The organism is Streptacidiphilus neutrinimicus (genome assembly GCF_000787815.1).
Classification (GTDB): domain Bacteria; phylum Actinomycetota; class Actinomycetes; order Streptomycetales; family Streptomycetaceae; genus Streptacidiphilus; species Streptacidiphilus neutrinimicus.
The window spans coordinates 62,185-77,528 of the sequence record NZ_BBPO01000038.1 but is presented as its reverse complement, the minus strand read 5'-3'; the positions used below and the strand labels follow the sequence as shown (position 1 = coordinate 77,528).

Below are 15,344 nucleotides of genomic sequence, written 5' to 3'. Positions count from 1 at the left end.
GCGCCGGACTCGGCCATCTGGGCCTCGGCGGCGGCAGCCTCCGGCGTCGGCGGACCGGCCGGGCGGCTGGCGGCGCGGCGACGGCGCGGGGCGGCCTTGGGGGCCGCTGCCTGCGTGTCGCTCTGGTCGCGCCGTTCGTTGGATTCGTTGTCGGTGATGTCGGGCATGCGGGCGGTTCTCCCGTCACGCCCCCGGGCGCCGCGCCGGTGAGGCGGGCGCCGCACGGGGGCTCGCGTATGTCGTCGTGGCACCCCCACGAGGTTCGCGGGCGTGCCGAAGTCTTCTGGTCGCACCCCTCGACCCGGCCCCGGATGGCTCCCAGGGCGCCGGTCGGGCGCCGGCGACGCCGCGTCGCCGACCGATCGCCGCTACACGAGCTGCGGCCCGGCCGCCTCGGAACTGTGGGCTCCAAGGGCCGCAGCCGCGTCGCGGTCGGACGCGAACGGGTCGGTCACCGCACCGGACTCCTCGTCGAGCGGCCCCTGCGCCAGCCTGGTCACCCCAGCGGGGACCGGCAGCGCGAGGTCGGCCGTCGCACGAAGCCCGGTCAGGACGTCGTCGGGTCGGACGGCGGGTGTGGCGTGCCGAACAACCAGCCGCAGTATCGCACAGGCGCGGCCTGCAGGGATATCGGTCGTACTTTCCGGTAGGGCGGGCGCACCCGCGTCCACCTGCGCATCCACGACCTGCAGCGAGATCACCGCGCCGCGCGCGTCGAAGCTGCGCAGGCCGTTCTTGGTCTGCCGCTCCACGGTGACCTCGTCGGCGGCGAGGAACCCGGCGACGGCGGCGCGGGCGGCGTCCGCCTCGACGCCGTCCAGCCTCAGCTGCCAGACCGAGGCCTGGAGCCGCTCCATGAAGTCCTTGCCCTGCGCCTCGACGGCGTCGATCACGTCCAGGCCGGGCGGCAGCGACTCGTCGAGCTGCCTGCGCAGCAGCTCCGGGTCGCGGTGCTCGGCGAGGGCCAGCTCCACGTACTCGGCCTCGCTCGCGGCGCCGGTGGGCGCGGCGTTCATGAAGCTGATCCTGGGGTGGGGGGTGAAGCCGGCGGAGTACGCCATGGGAACGGCGGAGCGCCGCAGGGCGCGCTCGAGGGCCCGCTGGAAGTCGCGGTGGCTGGTGAAGCGGAGTCGCCCGCGCTTGGTGTAGCGGAGACGGATCCGCTGGACCACGGGTGCGGGCGGCGGACCATCGGGCGTGCGGCGTGCCAGTGCGCTCAGTCCTTCGGGAGTAGGGGCGGATGTGCGCCTACAAGGGTACGCGCGCGCGTCAGGGGATGGATCCGGGCTCGGCGAGCCAGCGGGTGGGCAGGCCGGTGAGCGCGCCGAGGGTCTCCACGTCCGCTTCGTAGTGGAGGAGCGTCAGGCCGTGGTGGGCGGCGGTGGCCGCGAGCAGCAGCCCGTCCGTGCCGACGAGTCGCAGCGCCCCGCGCTCGGCGTCCTCGGCGAGCCGCTCCTGGTAGTCGAGGGCCCGGCGCAGGGCCTTCTCGGGGAGCGGCCACCAGGTGTACAGGGCCTCGACACCGGCGCGCATCCGCGCGAACTCCTCGCCGGAACGGGCCGTGCGGAGCAGTTCAAGCCGGGTGACGTCGCAGACGCCGACCTGCCCGGAGGAGATCTGCTCGCGCCAGTCTTCGATCACGTCGGGGCGCATCATGCGTCCGACGGCCGAGGTGTGGATCAGGAAGCCGCCTGCTCCGGCCAAACCCGCGCACCCCCCTGGCGTCCCTGGCGCTGCATGGAGTCGTCGAAGGCCCCGCACTCGAACAGCTGGATCATCTGCTCCAGAGCCCTCTCGCGCTTGGCCCGTGCCCCTATCTCCCGCAGCGCGGCATTGACCGTGTCCTTCTTGGTCTTCGTGCCGAGCACCTCGGCTGCGAACGCCAGGGCCTCTTCGTCCAGGTCGATCAGGGTCTTGGCCATGCTATTGAGCATATTCGGCCGAAGAGACTGCAGAAACATTTCCTCTGGCCCGATAGGCGCGCATCTTCGCACGACTTCCACATACGGCCATGCTGCACCAGCGGCCGCGTCCGGCCGGAGAGCGATCGTAGTAAAGCCAGCGGCAGGACTGGTCGGCGCACGCCTTAAGCCGCAGCCAGTCCTTGCCGGACACCGCGACGGCGGCCGCGACCTGCGCGAACAGCAGCTCTGTCGGCGGCAGTCCGGGGGCGGGGACAAGTTCCGCACCGGCGTCGCCGCCGAGCGTGAGCACCAGAGGCGCGGCAGCGAGGCAGTCCTCGAATATCGCCAATGCCTCCGAAGAAATATTCATTCCGGCGTGATCCATACATACAAGCCGTAGCAGCTCCCGGAAGGCGCGCACCCGCTCGACCTCGACACCCTCGGCGAGGAACGCCTCCAGACCGTCCTGACCGCTCCCGACATCGAGGGTGTTGACCAGGTCCTGGACGAGCCGCAGCGGCTCCGGGGCGTCTCCCATGCTTGCGATGTTACCGATTGTGCGGCAGCATCCAGTAACGCCAGCAGTTACCCGTAAACCGCTTCTGGCGGTAACGCTCACGGAAGGCACGACATGATCGGCACTCTGCGCGCCTACGCACTCGACTGTCCCGACCCCCTGGCCCTGGCCGCCTTCTACGCCGAACTGGTCGGCGGACAGGTCGTGGACGAGGGCGACGGCTGGGTGGAGCTGGTCGGCGACTACGGCACCAAGCTCGCCTTCCAGCTGGTCGAGACCGGGGCGTTCCGCGCGCCCGCCTGGCCCGGCCAGGACACCCCGCAACAGGCGCACATCGACATCGGCGTCACCGACCTCGACGCCGCTCAGAAGCAGGTGCTCGCGCTCGGCGCGACGCTGCTGGAGGACTGGGAGGGCGCCAAGTCCTGGCGGGTCTTCGCGGACCCGGCCGGCCACCCCTTCTGCCTCTGCGCCTGCTGAATGAATTTCGCTCCGGAAAGGGGCGTAAATACCACGCGCCCCTTTCCGGACGGTCCCTCGACAAATAATTGCCGTAGTTACCTTGCGGTAGCAATCAGCCGTGTGCCAGATTCTGCGCACCGGCCGGTGAACCCCAACCCTCACCTGGAGTTCACCCATGATTGGCTCCTCCAGAGGGATGCGACTCGGCGTCGCGTCCCTGACCCTTCTTCTCGCCTTCCTCGACGGGAGCGGCACCGCGCATGCGGCCGTGACCGGACCGCCCGCGGTCGTCTCCGTGGGAGACAGCTACATCTCCGGCGAGGCCGGACGTTGGCTCGGCAACAGCGACGACTACTCAGGAAGCCGTGACGGCACCGACCGCGCCTACGTGAACGGCGGCTACGACCCCACCGTCGTGTACGGGCCGACCTACAACAGCGGCTGCGACCGTTCCGACACCGCCGAGGTCGACAGCGCGCCGGGCCTCGCCCAGTCCACCCGCGTCAACATCGCCTGCTCCGGGGCCACCACCGCGAACGTCCTGCGTGCGGCGGACGGCGGTCACTCCTTCAAGGGCGAGGCCCCGCAGGCCGACCAGTTGGCCCAGATCGCCGCGACCGACGACGTCCAGACGATCGTGCTCTCGATCGGGGGCAACGACCTCGGCTTCAGCAACGTGATCACCACGTGCGTCGAGGACTACGAGATCTGGTACAGCTACTGCAACCCCTCCGAGCAGCAGGTCATCGCCTCCGCCCTCCCCGGCGCGATGGCGAGCGTCGGCAGGACCATCGACTCGATCAACGCGGCGATGGCCTCCGACGGCTACGCGGCCGGCAGCTACCGGATCATCCTCCAGTCCTACCCCTCCCCCATCCCCCGCAGCGGCGAGAACCGCTACGCGGAGAGCGGCTGGTCGCGCACCGACACCGGCGGATGCCCGTTCTGGAACGGCGACTCCGACTGGGCCCGCGACACCCTGATCCCCGAGATCTCCTCCGCCCTGCGCGGCGTCGCGGACGCGAAGGGCGTCCAGTTCCTCGACCTCGAGAACGCCCTCCAGGGCCACGAGGTCTGCTCCACCCACGACCAGCTCGCGACGTCCACTCAGCCGCCCTCCCCCGCGACCAGCGAGTGGGCCCGCTTTCTCACCACCGGCGCCACCCAGGGCACCGAGCAGGAGTCCTTCCACCCCAACGCCTACGGCCAGCAGGCCCTCGGCCACTGCCTGTCCCTGATCACCGCCCAGCCCTCGGGCGACTGGTCCTGCACGGACACCCCCGGCCAGGGCCCCTCGGCGATGACCCTCACTCAACTGTCCTGACCCACCGCGCCCGCACCACGCAGAGCGGCCCCGCCTTCGGGAAGGCGGGGCCGCTCTGCGTGGTGCGGGCGCGGTGCTACTTGTTGACGACCGTCAGCGGCAGCAGCTTCTTGCCGGTGGGGCCGATCTGGATCTCGGTCTGCATCTGAGGACAGACGCCGCAGTCGAAGCACGGGGTCCAACGGCAGTCGTCGACCTCGACCTCCTCGAGGGCGTCCTGCCAGTCCTCCCAGAGCCAGTCCTTGTCGAGGCCGGAGTCCAGGTGGTCCCAGGGCAGGACCTCCTCGTACTGGCGCTCGCGCGTGGTGTACCAGGCGACGTCGACGCCGGTGCCGGAGAAGGCCTTGTCCGCGCAGCGCATCCAGCGGTCGTAGGAGAAGTGCTCGCGCCAGCCGTCGAAGCGGCCGCCGTCCTCGTAGACGGCGCGGATGACCGCGCCGACGCGGCGGTCGCCGCGGGAGAGGAGACCCTCGATGATGCCCGGCTTGCCGTCGTGGTAGCGGTAGCCGATGTTGCGGCCGTACTTGCGGTCGCTGCGGATCGCGTCACGGAGCTTGATCAGGCGCGCGTCGGTCTCCTCGACGCCCAGCTGCGGGGCCCACTGGAACGGCGTGTGCGGCTTGGGCACGAAGCCGCCGATGGAGACGGTGCAGCGGATGTCGTTGGTGCCGGTGACCTCGCGGCCCTTGGCGATGACGTTCTTCGCCATCTCGGCGATCTGCATCACGTCGTCGTCGGTCTCGGTCGGCAGACCGGCCATGAAGTAGAGCTTCACCTGGCGCCAGCCGTTGCCGTACGCGGTGGCGACCGTGCGGATGAGGTCCTCCTCGGACACCATCTTGTTGATCACCTTGCGCATCCGCTCGCTGCCGCCCTCGGGGGCGAAGGTGAGGCCCGAGCGGCGGCCGTTGCGGGAGAGCTCGTTGGCGAGGTCGATGTTGAAGGCGTCCACCCGGGTCGACGGCAGGGAGAGGCCGACCTTGTCGTCCTCGTAGCGGTCGGCCAGGCCCTTGGCGATGTCGCCGATCTCGGTGTGGTCGGCCGAGGACAGCGAGAGCAGGCCGACCTCCTCGAAGCCGGTGGCCTTGAGGCCCGCCTCGACCATCTCGCCGATGCCGGTGATGGAGCGCTCGCGCACCGGGCGGGTGATCATGCCCGCCTGGCAGAAGCGGCAGCCGCGGGTGCAGCCGCGGAAGATCTCCACCGACATGCGCTCGTGGACCGTCTCGGCCAGCGGCACCAGCGGCTGCTTGGGGTAGGGCCACTCGTCGAGGTCCATGACGGTGTGCTTGGACACGCGCCACGGCACGCCCGGGCGGTTGGGGACGACGCGGGCGATGCGGCCGTCCGGCAGGTACTCGACGTCGTAGAACCGCGGGATGTAGAAGCCGCCGGTGCGCGCGAGGCGCAGCAGCACCTCGTCGCGGCCGCCGGGGCGACCCTCGGCCTTCCAGGCGCGGATGATCTCCGTCATGTCGAGGACGGCCTGCTCGCCGTCGCCGACGACGGCCGCGTCGAGGAAGTCCGCGATCGGCTCCGGGTTGAACGCCGCGTGGCCGCCGGCGAGCACGATCGGGTCCTCGTCGGTGCGGTCGGCCGCGAGCATCGGGATGCCGGCGAGGTCAAGCGCGGTGAGCATGTTGGTGTAGCCGAGCTCGGTGGAGAAGCTCAGGCCGAACACGTCGAAGGCCTTGACCGGGCGGTGGGCGTCGACGGTGAACTGGGGGACGCGGTGCTCGCGCATCAGCGCCTCGAGGTCCGGCCAGACGCTGTAGGTGCGCTCGGCGAGAACCCCCTCGCGCTCGTTGAGGACCTCGTAGAGGATCATGACGCCCTGGTTGGGCAGGCCGACCTCGTACGCGTCCGGATACATGAGAGCCCAGCGGACATCGCAGGCGTCCCAGTCCTTGACGGTCGAGTTGAGCTCGCCGCCGACGTACTGGATCGGCTTCTGGACGTGCGGGAGGAGGGCCTCCAGGCGCGGGAAGACCGACTCGACAGGCATGAGAGGCAGGGACTTTCGTGTGGACGCCGGGGTGACCCTCAAGGTTACCGCAGGGACTAAGGTAAGTGGTTTGACCCGAATGTCCGTACCGGCTCACTCCTGAGGTAGCGCACTGTGTCACCGATCCCCAAGGCGGAACTGCACCTGCACATCGAGGGCACGCTGGAGCCCGAACTCGCCTTCGAGCTGGCGCACCGCAACGGGGTGGACCTGCCCTACGCCGACCCGGAGCAGCTCCGCGCCGCCTACGCCTTCTCCGACCTGCAGTCCTTCCTGGACCTCTACTACCAGCTGATGGACGTGCTGCGGACCGAGGACGACTTCACGGCACTGGCCGAGGCCTACCTCGCCCGCGCGCAGGCGGAGGGGGTCCGGCACGCGGAGATCTTCTTCGATCCACAGGCGCACACCTCGCGGGGCGTGGAGCTGGACTCGGTGGTGCGCGGGCTGCGGCGCGCGCTGGACGCGGCGGCGGAGCGGCACGGGATCAGCACCAGGCTGATCATGTGCTTCCTGCGGGACCTCCCGCAGGAGTCGGCGCTGGCGACGTTCGAGGCCTGCAGGCCGTACTTCGGCGCGGCGATCCACGGGGTCGGCCTGGACTCGGCCGAGGTCGGGCACCGGCCGTCGAAGTTCGCGGACGTCTACCGGCTGGCGCGGGAGGCAGGCCTGCGGCTGGTCGCCCACGCGGGCGAGGAGGGCGGCCCGGACTACGTCTGGGAGGCTCTGGACGTGTTGCGGGTCGAGCGGATCGACCACGGCATCCGTGCGATCGAGGACGCGGAGCTGGTCGAGCGGCTGGTGCGGGACCGGGTCCCGCTGACCGTCTGCCCGTTCTCGAACGTCCGGCTGCGCTGTGTGGACACTCTCGCCGACCACCCGCTGCCCGCGATGCTCGCGGCCGGGCTGCTGGTGACCGTCAACTCCGACGACCCGGCGCACTTCGGCGGATACGTGGACGAGAACTTCGACGGCGTCCGTACGGCCCTGGGGCTGACGAACGACCAGCTGCGGCTGCTGGCGCGGAACTCCTTCGAGGCGTCCTTCCTGGAGGACGACGAGGAGCGGCGCAAGCGGCTGCTGACCGAGGTCGAGGCGTACCGGTTCCCGGGACAGGACTGAGACGGGGCTCGCCCCGGCGGCGAAGGCGCAGACCGTCCGGTTCACCGTGCCGGTGGTGCTGATCGCACTGACGAGGATCGAGTTGCCCTGGTCCGCCAGGGAAACGCCACAGGCCGAGACGCCGGCCGCAAGGCCGGGGTGGTCCACGTCGTGGTGCCCGCCGGGGCCGGGTTGATCTTCGCAGAGCCGACGTCCACGTGGCCCGGGGCGCCACCGACCAGGGCAGTGCAGAGGTAGTCGCCGTGGACGTCCGAGTCGATGGTGACCCAGCGGCCGGTCGCCCCCGCGGCACGCGTCACGCCGGTGGCGCCGTTGTGCCCGGCCGGGCCGGTCGCGCCCTTCGCGCCCGCGGCGCCCTTGGGACCGGCAGCGCCCTTGGGACCGGCAGCGCCCTTGGGGCCGCGAGGGCCGGGCGGGCACTTGCAGTGCTTCTCCTCGTGGCACTTCTGCTGCCTCTGGCGCAACGTGGCCCAGGCGACCGATTCTCGCTCGCCTGGGCCACGGGAGTTCCGAGGCGCATGCCGTGCCGCGCGGGATGCGCTCCGTTGCACTACCCCGGGCTCTCCCCCTGCCCGGGCGTCAGCCCGCCATCGAGCGCTGTATCTTCACCGACTGCAACAGGCCGATGCCGATCCAGATCGCGAACATCGACGAGCCGCCGTAGCTGACGAACGGCAGCGGGATGCCGGCGACCGGCATGATCCCGAGCGTCATCCCGATGTTCTCGAAGCCCTGGAAGGCGAACCAGGTCACCACGCCCGCCGCCAGGACCGTGCTGTAAAGGTCCGTCGCCTCACGGGCGATCCGGCACGCGCGCCACAGGATCACGCCGAGCAGGCCGATGATGACCAAGCCGCCGACGAAGCCCAGCTCCTCGCCCGCGACGGTGAAGACGAAGTCCGTCTGCTGCTCGGGGACGAACTGGCCGGTGGTCTGCGTGCCGTGGAAGAGGCCCTTGCCCAGCAGGCCGCCGGAGCCGATCGCGATACGGGCCTGCGCGGTGTTGTAGCCGACGCCGGCCGGGTCGAGCGTCGGATCCGCGAAGGCCGCGAACCGGGCGATCTGGTACTGCTTCAGGATGTGCAACTGGACCACGGCGGCGGCCCCGATCGCGCCGACCACGGTCAGGCCCGCGAGCCAGCGCGAGGAGGAGCCGGAGCTGAGCAGCAGGCCGAGGATGATGACGACCATGACCATGGTCGAGCCCAGGTCCGGCATCATCAGCACGATGCCTATCGGCACCGCCGCGAGGCCCAGCGCCTGGAGGATCGAGCGGGAGTCGGGCCGCGCCATCTCGCCGGCGTCGACGCGCGCGGACAGTATCGTCGCGCAGATCAGGATGATGGAGATCTTGCAGAACTCCGAGGGCTGCATGGAGAAGCCGCCGCCCAGGACGATCCACGAGTGCGCGCCGTTGACCGTCGAGCCCAGCGGGCTGAGGACGGCGAGGACGCCGAGGATCGACAGGCCGTAGATGAACGGCACGGCGGTGCGCAGCCGGTGGTGGCCGAGCAGCACCACGCCCGTGCACAGGCCGATGCCGATGGCGAGGTTCACCAGGTGCCGGACCAGGAAGTACTGCGGGTCACCGTGGTTGATCTCGACCCGGGAGCGGGTCGCGGACCACACCAGCAGCGAGCCGATGCCGGAGAGCGCGAGCGCGGCCAGCACCAGGATCCAGTCCATCCGCCGGAACGGGGAGTCCCGCTCCAGCAGCCGCCCCATGCCCTCCCGGCGTGGCTTGTAGCGCGGGGCGGACCAGCTCGGGCTCGTCAGGCCAGCCATCCGTCGGCCCTCCTCTCGGGGGCCAGGGCGGCGATGTCGAACGCGGGCAGCACCGGGGCCTGGCGGTCCGGGGTGGAGGCCAGCGGCGGCAGCTGCACGGTGTAGTCGACCGGGCTGGTGACCGTGCCGTCCGCGTGGAACGTCGGCAGCTGCTTCTGCGCCGGCGGGTGGATCGCCTTGCTCGGGTCGACGGAGTTGTCGGCCTGGATGCCGTAGAGCGCGTTGTAGATGTTGCGCACGGCCGGACCGGAACCGCCCGAACCCGTACCACCCTGGGAGATCGTCATCACGATCGCGTAGTCCTTGGTGTACGTGTCGAACCAGGACGTGGTCTGCTTGCCGACGACCTCCGCGGTACCGGTCTTGGCGTGCAGCTGGATCTTGTCCTGCGGCCAGCCGCCGAACTTCCAGGCGGCGGTACCGGTGGTGATGACGTTGGCGGTGGCCTGGTCGATGTAGCTGATCATCTGCGGGGTGTCCGGCAGGTGGCCCTGGACCACCGGGTTGATCATCTGGACCTGCTTGCCGCCGGGGCTGACGATCGCCTTGGCCAGCTCCGGCTGGTAGAGCGTGCCGCCGTTGGCCAGCGCCGAGTAGATCCTGGCCATCTGGATCGGGGTGACCAGCGTGTCACCCTGGCCGATCGCGTAGTTGACCTCGTCACCGGCTCGCAGGGTGGCGAAGTCCGCGCAGTCCTCGGTGGCGATGGCCTTGAGGTACGCGTCGGTCTCCGTCTTGGCCTGCTGGCACCAGACGTCCTTCATGGCGTTGTAGTAGTCGACGTGCCACTGACGGTCCGGCACCCGGCCCTTGACCTCGCCCGGCAGGTCGACGCCGGTGAGGGTGCCGAGGCCGAACTGGTGGGCCGTCTTGTACAGCCAGTCCTTCGGGTTCTTCGGCTTGGTCCCGCCGTCCTTCATCCACTGCTGGTAGGCGATGTTGTAGAAGACGGTGTCGCAGGAGACCTCGAGGGCCTTCGACAGGTTGATGGCGCCGAAGTTCTCGCCCTCGAAGTTCTTGAACACGCGGCCGCCGATGGTCATCGACGAGGTGCAGGGGAACGTCGAGTCGAAGCCGTAGCCGGCGTTGAGGGCACCGGTGGTACTGACCACCTTGAAGGTCGAGCCCGGTGCGCTCTGGCCCTGGATCGCCCGGTTCAGCATCGGGTAGTCGGAGGCCGTGCTGTTCAGCGCGGCGTAGTCCTTCGCGGAGATGCCGCCGGACCAGATGTTCGGGTCGTACGTCGGGGCGCTGGCCATGGCGATGATCGCGCCCGTGTGCACGTTCATCACGACCACGGCGCCCGAGTCGGCCTTGAAGTTCTCGTGCGTGACCGGGTCGTAGGTCTTTCGCAGGGTGAGCAGCGCCTGCTGGAGCTGCTGCTCGGAGATCGCCTGGATGCGCGCGTCGAGGCTGGTGACCACCGAGTCGCCGGGGACCGCGGCGTTACCGCCGGCCGTGCCGATGACCCGGCCGAGGTTGTCCACCTCGAGGTTGCTGGTGCCGTTGTCGCCGCGCAGGTACTTGTCGTACTGGAACTCCAGACCCGCGCGGCCGACCTGGTCCGAGGGCGACAGCGAGGACTTGCCGCTGGCGTCGGTGGCGGCGTTGATCTCGTCCTGGGTGACCGGGGAGAGATAACCCAGTATCTGCGCCGCGTTGGCCTTGTCGGGCGCGGGGTAGGTGCGCACGGCGGCCGGGGTGGCGGTGACGCCGGGGAAGTCCTCCTGGCGCTCCATGATCTGCATGGCCTGCTGGGTGGTGGCCGTCTGGGTCACCGGGATCGGCTGGTAGGGCGAGCCGTTCCAGCAGGGCGCCGGGGTCTTCGCGTCGCAGAGCCGGACCTTGTCCTTCACCTGCTCCGTGCTCATGCCGAGCACCTGGCCGAGCCGGGTCAGCACGGCCAACCCGCCGTCCTTCTGGCTTATCAACGAGGTGCGGGAGACGGACACGACCAGCTTGGTGGTGTTGGTGGCCAGCGGCACGCCGTTGGCGTCGAGGATCTCACCGCGCACGGCCGGGACGACCACCGAGCGGATGTGGTTGGACGAGGCCTGCTGCTCGTAGGAGGCTCCGTTGCGGATCTGCAGGTACCAGAGTCGGCCGCCGAGCGTGCCGAGCAGGGAGAGGACCAGTACCTGGAGCACCAGCAGCCGGCCGGTGATCTTCCGGGTGCGGCCCGTCTCCGGGATGTTGCCCACGGGGTTCCCCTCCTGGCTTCCGCTGGTTCTTCAGGTGGTCGATGGTGCGGCGCCGCGTACGGCGTCGGCTATTTGACGGACTTGCCGGCGAGGCGGCTGAGCCTGCCGCTCCGGCTCGGCTTGCCGGAGGCGCCGGACCCCTGGCCGAAACCGGGTACGGTGCCGAGTCCGGCCGTGCCGCCGGTGCGTGTGCCGCGGTCGGCGAAGAAGGTGCCACGGCGGTTCAGGCCGATCCGGCGCGGCTTCGGCGCGGGCCCCTGGCCTGCGCCCGCGGCGGGGTCGGTGACGGTGCGTCGGGCGAGCGCCATGACGCCGGGGACGACGAACGGCGCGAGCAGCACGTCGTAGATGACCGACGAGATCAGCAGGCCGGTCAGGCCGACGTGCCGGGCGGCGGTGTCGCCGACCAGGGCGCCGACGCCGGCGTAGAGCAGCGTGGAGCCGACGGCCGCGGCGGCGACCACCATCAACGGCGTCATCACCGACCGCAGCTGACCCGTCTCCGGCTTGAGCAGGCCCGCCGCGTAGCCGACGACGCACAGCACCAGCGCGTACCGGCCGACCGCGTGGTCGGACGGCGGCGCGAGGTCGATGAAGAGGCCGCCGAAGAAGCCGATCAGGCATCCGGTGACGTGCCCGTAGACCAGCGCGAGGCCGATCACCACGAGCAGCAGCAGGTCCGGCACCGCGCCGGGCAGGCCCAGCCGGGCCAGGATGCTGACCTGGACCACCATCGCGCCCACGATGAGGGCCGCGGAGAGCAGGAAGCGCTGGATCATGGCGTCACCTCTTCTTCGTCGCGGCGCCGGACGGCGTGGCGGAGGCCGGGGTCGAGGGGCTGGGCGTGCTCGACGGCGCGGGCGGTGCGGGCTTGGGCGGCAGCACCGCGAAACGCGGGTCCGTCGGCGGGGGCTGCACCACGACGCCGACCAGGTCCAGCTTGGTGAAGCTGACGAACGGCTGGACCAGCACCGTCTTGGTCAGCTCGCCGGGGGTGTTGACGATCTGGGTGATCGTGCCGAACGGGACGCCCGGCACGAACGGCTTGTCCTTCTCGGAACCGAAGGTGACCAGCCGGCCCCCGACCTTCGCGTTCGCGTGGCCGTTGAGCAGTTCCACCCGCATCGGGGCGTCGCCCTCGCCGGTGCCGAAGCCGACCTCGCCGCTGCTCTCCAGCCGCGCGCCGACGGTGAACCGCGGGTCGACCGCGAGCAGCACGGTGGAGGTGGTCGGCGCGACGGTGGTGACCCGCCCGACCAGACCGTCACCGTTGATGACGGTCATGTCGCGCAGGATGCCGTCGTTGCTGCCGATGTCGATGGTGACGGTCCAGGAGAAGTTCTGGCTGGACCCTATGGCCACGACCTGCGCCACCTTGATGGTGTACTGGCCGGCCCCCGCGAGCCCGAGCAGTTTGCTCAGCTGGCCGTCGCGGGACTTCACCAGGTCGTTGGAGGACAGCTGCTGACGCAGCAACTCGTTCTGCTGCTCGAGCTGGCGGATCCGGTCGGCCTGACTGCCGGAGTTCCGCAGCGCGTGCAGACCGTCCGCGACCGGGCTGACCACCCGCGAGACCCCGCTCTCCACCGGCCCGAAGAGCGAGGCGGCGGCGGAGCGCGGGCCGTTCAGCGGCGAGTCGTCACCGCCGTGGATGTCCACGGTGATCAACGCGAACGCGACCGCCACCAGCAGGATCAGCAGGAGTCGGCTCTCTCGTGTGTCCCTCACGATTCTCGGCGGAGCCCTTCAATTCGTGACGCAACGTGAGCGGGTGGGCCTTGCTAGGGGTGGAGCTGGGCTGCGGGTGGAGCTGGGCCGACTCGGGGGTCAGCGGCGCGGCTGGGCGTCGAGGACCTGCTGGAGCGCCTCGAACTCCTCGACGCACTTGCCGGAGCCGAGCGCGACGGAGTCCAGCGGGTTCTCGGCGATGTGCACCGGCATGCCCGTCTCGCGGCGCAGCCGCTCGTCCAGGCTGCGCAGCAGCGCGCCGCCACCCGTGAGAACGATGCCGCGGTCCATGATGTCACCGGCGAGCTCCGGCGGGCACTGGTCCAGCGTGGTCTTGACGGCGTCGATGATGGTGTTGACCGGCTCCTCGATCGCCTCGCGCACCTCGGCGGCGGAGATGACGACCGTCTTGGGGAGCCCGCTGACCAGGTCGCGGCCGCGGATCTCGCTGTGCTCCTCGTTGTCCCCCTCGACGGGGTAGGCGGAGCCGATGGTCATCTTGATCTGCTCGGCGCTGCGCTCACCGAGGAGGAGCGAGTACTCCTTCTTGATGTGCTGGATGATCGCGTTGTCGAGCTCGTCGCCGGCCACCCGGATGGACTGCGCGGTGACGATGCCGCCGAGGGAGATGACGGCCACCTCGGTGGTACCGCCGCCGATGTCGACCACCATGTTGCCGGTGGCCTCGTGGACCGGCAGGCCCGCGCCGATCGCCGCCGCCATCGGCTCCTCGATGATGTGCACCTGGCGCGCGCCGGCCTGCGCCGACGCCTCGATCACGGCACGGCGCTCGACGCCGGTGATGCCGCTGGGCACGCAGACCACGACGCGCGGCCGGGCCAGGTAGCGGCGGCGGTGGATCTTCAGGATGAAGTAGCGGAGCATCCGCTCGGTGATCTCGAAGTCGGCGATGACGCCGTCCTTGAGCGGGCGGATGGCCACGATGTTGCCGGGCGTGCGCCCGATCATCTTCTTGGCCTCCGCACCCACCGCGAGGATTCCGCCGGTGTTGGTGTTGACGGCCACCACTGACGGTTCGTTGAGGACGATCCCTCGGCCCCTGACGTACACCAGCGTGTTGGCCGTACCGAGGTCCACAGCCATGTCACGGCCGATGAACGACATGTTGTTCGCCATGGGGTGGGGGCCTTCCCGGGCTCGCGGTTTGGGGGCGACGGCAGCGGATTGCGGGCGGGACGCCGGCTCACTGGCCGTCAGTTGCTGACCATGAACGACCATGAATGAAGCTGCCGTCAGGCAGTCACCATGGTAGCGACGGGATCTTTATCGCCATTGTCCGTGCAGACGATCGGATATCCCGCCATTGGGACGCCGTGTGTCGGCGTTCGGTTCTCCACGGTCCGGGTACGGACCGTGGAAATTCCGTGAGAAAGGTGTGCGCCGGGTGGGTCAGGCGTGACCGGGGAAGAAAATCTTGATCTCGCGCGCGGCGGACTCCTCGGAGTCGGAGGCGTGGATCAGGTTCTCCCGGGTGATCGTGGCGAAATCCCCGCGAATGGTGCCGGGACCGGCCTCGAGCGGGTTGGTCTTGCCGGCGAGGGCTCGAATGCCCTCGATGACGCTCTCACCCTCGACGATCATGGCAACGGAGGGGCCGGACGACATGAAGCCCATCAGCGGCTCATAGAACGGCTTGCCCACGTGCTCGGCGTAGTGCTGCTCCAGCGTCGCGCTGTCCAGGGTGCGCAGCTCCATGGCCGCGATACGCCAGTTCGCCTTGCGTTCGATGCGGGAGACGATCTCACCGATCAGGCCACGGGCCACGGCGTCGGGCTTGAGCAGGATCAGCGTGCGCTGGGACGTCGAGGACATGGGACGGCTCCCGGAGTTTCGTGATGTGATGATCGACACGAGACTACCGGAGTGCTGTCCCATCTTTTGCAGCGGGAGCCCGGTTGGATTCACCCGCCCGGGGGCTGTGCTACGCCTGTGCGGCCGCGGCGGGTTCCGCCGCGCGGGCCGCCTTGATGGTGTCGATCTTCCGCCCGTAGTGGACGGACGCCCACCACAGCCCGGCGAAGATCACACCGAGGCCGTACATCATGCCGACGATCGCGCCGCTGGCGATCAGCGCGATCTGCAGCGCCCACCCGATCGTCACCGCACCGCGGCGGCTGAGCACGCCGCAGAGCAGCACGCACAGCAGCATGGCCGCTCCGGAGACCGACCAGAGCGTCGCCGCGGAGACATGCGAGAGCCGCATCGCGACAAGCGCGGCGAAGCCGATGACCATCGCTTCGCTGATCAGCGTGGAGGAGCAGAGGGTACGCACGAC

General features: G+C 70.0%; 15 protein-coding genes. 3 read left to right on the top strand and 12 right to left on the bottom strand.

Features of this window, described 5'->3' with window-relative positions; all coding sequences use genetic code 11:
* Positions 1-368: 368 nt before the first annotated feature.
* The 4 genes from TR48_RS23255 to TR48_RS23240 form a co-directional block, all read right to left on the bottom strand.
* Positions 369-1,172 carry a TIGR03936 family radical SAM-associated protein gene (locus TR48_RS23255; protein WP_042370476.1) on the bottom strand — a complete coding sequence of 268 codons (804 nt, stop codon included), beginning with the start codon at positions 1,170-1,172 and terminating at the stop codon, positions 369-371.
* 97 nt (positions 1,173-1,269) lie between these two features.
* The gene (locus TR48_RS23250) at positions 1,270-1,704 is read right to left on the bottom strand and encodes a PIN domain-containing protein (protein ID WP_052442913.1); all 435 of its coding nucleotides are present in this window, start codon (positions 1,702-1,704) and stop codon (positions 1,270-1,272) included.
* A complete protein-coding gene (locus TR48_RS23245) occupies positions 1,680-1,922 on the bottom strand; it encodes a type II toxin-antitoxin system VapB family antitoxin (RefSeq protein WP_042370475.1) in 243 nt (80 codons plus the stop codon). Before TR48_RS23245 ends, TR48_RS23250 begins: the two co-directional genes overlap by 25 nt.
* Position 1,923: 1 nt before the next feature.
* Complete coding sequence (locus TR48_RS23240) at positions 1,924-2,442, bottom strand: CGNR zinc finger domain-containing protein (protein WP_042370472.1); 519 nt, start codon at positions 2,440-2,442, stop codon at positions 1,924-1,926.
* Between the two features lie 93 nt (positions 2,443-2,535).
* On the opposite strand from TR48_RS23240, the gene TR48_RS23235 reads away from it, so the two are divergent.
* Entirely contained in the window at positions 2,536-2,901 is a 366-nt protein-coding gene (locus TR48_RS23235) for a VOC family protein (RefSeq protein WP_042370470.1), read from the top strand.
* A 157-nt stretch (positions 2,902-3,058) separates the two neighbouring features.
* A complete protein-coding gene (locus TR48_RS23230; protein ID WP_084729676.1) occupies positions 3,059-4,207 on the top strand; it encodes a GDSL-type esterase/lipase family protein in 1,149 nt (382 codons plus the stop codon).
* Between the two features lie 76 nt (positions 4,208-4,283).
* On the opposite strand, the gene TR48_RS23225 is transcribed toward TR48_RS23230, so the two are convergent.
* Positions 4,284-6,212 (bottom strand): TIGR03960 family B12-binding radical SAM protein, encoded by a 1,929-nt coding sequence (locus TR48_RS23225; protein ID WP_042370468.1) that lies wholly within the window; start codon positions 6,210-6,212, stop codon positions 4,284-4,286.
* A 114-nt stretch (positions 6,213-6,326) separates the two neighbouring features.
* On the opposite strand from TR48_RS23225, the gene TR48_RS23220 reads away from it, so the two are divergent.
* Positions 6,327-7,334 (top strand): adenosine deaminase, encoded by a 1,008-nt coding sequence (locus tag TR48_RS23220; protein ID WP_042370466.1) that lies wholly within the window; start codon positions 6,327-6,329, stop codon positions 7,332-7,334.
* 579 nt (positions 7,335-7,913) lie between these two features.
* Here the strand turns inward: TR48_RS23220 and rodA are convergent.
* The 7 genes from rodA to TR48_RS23180 all read right to left on the bottom strand — a co-directional run bounded on the left by rodA (position 7,914) and on the right by TR48_RS23180 (position 15,341).
* Entirely contained in the window at positions 7,914-9,119 is a 1,206-nt protein-coding gene (gene rodA, locus TR48_RS23210; protein ID WP_042370461.1) for a rod shape-determining protein RodA, read from the bottom strand.
* Positions 9,107-11,320 (bottom strand): penicillin-binding protein 2, encoded by a 2,214-nt coding sequence (mrdA, locus tag TR48_RS23205; protein ID WP_042370459.1) that lies wholly within the window; start codon positions 11,318-11,320, stop codon positions 9,107-9,109. The genes rodA and mrdA overlap by 13 nt, the downstream gene beginning before the upstream one ends.
* A 68-nt stretch (positions 11,321-11,388) precedes the next feature.
* Positions 11,389-12,099 carry a rod shape-determining protein MreD gene (mreD, locus tag TR48_RS23200; protein WP_042370457.1) on the bottom strand — a complete coding sequence of 237 codons (711 nt, stop codon included), beginning with the start codon at positions 12,097-12,099 and terminating at the stop codon, positions 11,389-11,391.
* 4 nt (positions 12,100-12,103) lie between these two features.
* Entirely contained in the window at positions 12,104-13,048 is a 945-nt protein-coding gene (gene mreC / locus TR48_RS23195) for a rod shape-determining protein MreC (RefSeq protein WP_042370455.1), read from the bottom strand.
* A 99-nt stretch (positions 13,049-13,147) separates the two neighbouring features.
* Entirely contained in the window at positions 13,148-14,173 is a 1,026-nt protein-coding gene (locus tag TR48_RS23190; RefSeq protein WP_042370503.1) for a rod shape-determining protein, read from the bottom strand.
* 285 nt (positions 14,174-14,458) lie between these two features.
* Positions 14,459-14,881, bottom strand: coding sequence for a nucleoside-diphosphate kinase (gene ndk, locus TR48_RS23185; RefSeq protein ID WP_042370453.1), 423 nt, complete (start codon positions 14,879-14,881; stop codon positions 14,459-14,461).
* A 109-nt stretch (positions 14,882-14,990) separates the two neighbouring features.
* A complete protein-coding gene (locus tag TR48_RS23180; protein WP_042370451.1) occupies positions 14,991-15,341 on the bottom strand; it encodes a DUF4233 domain-containing protein in 351 nt (116 codons plus the stop codon).
* Positions 15,342-15,344 lie beyond the last annotated feature (3 nt).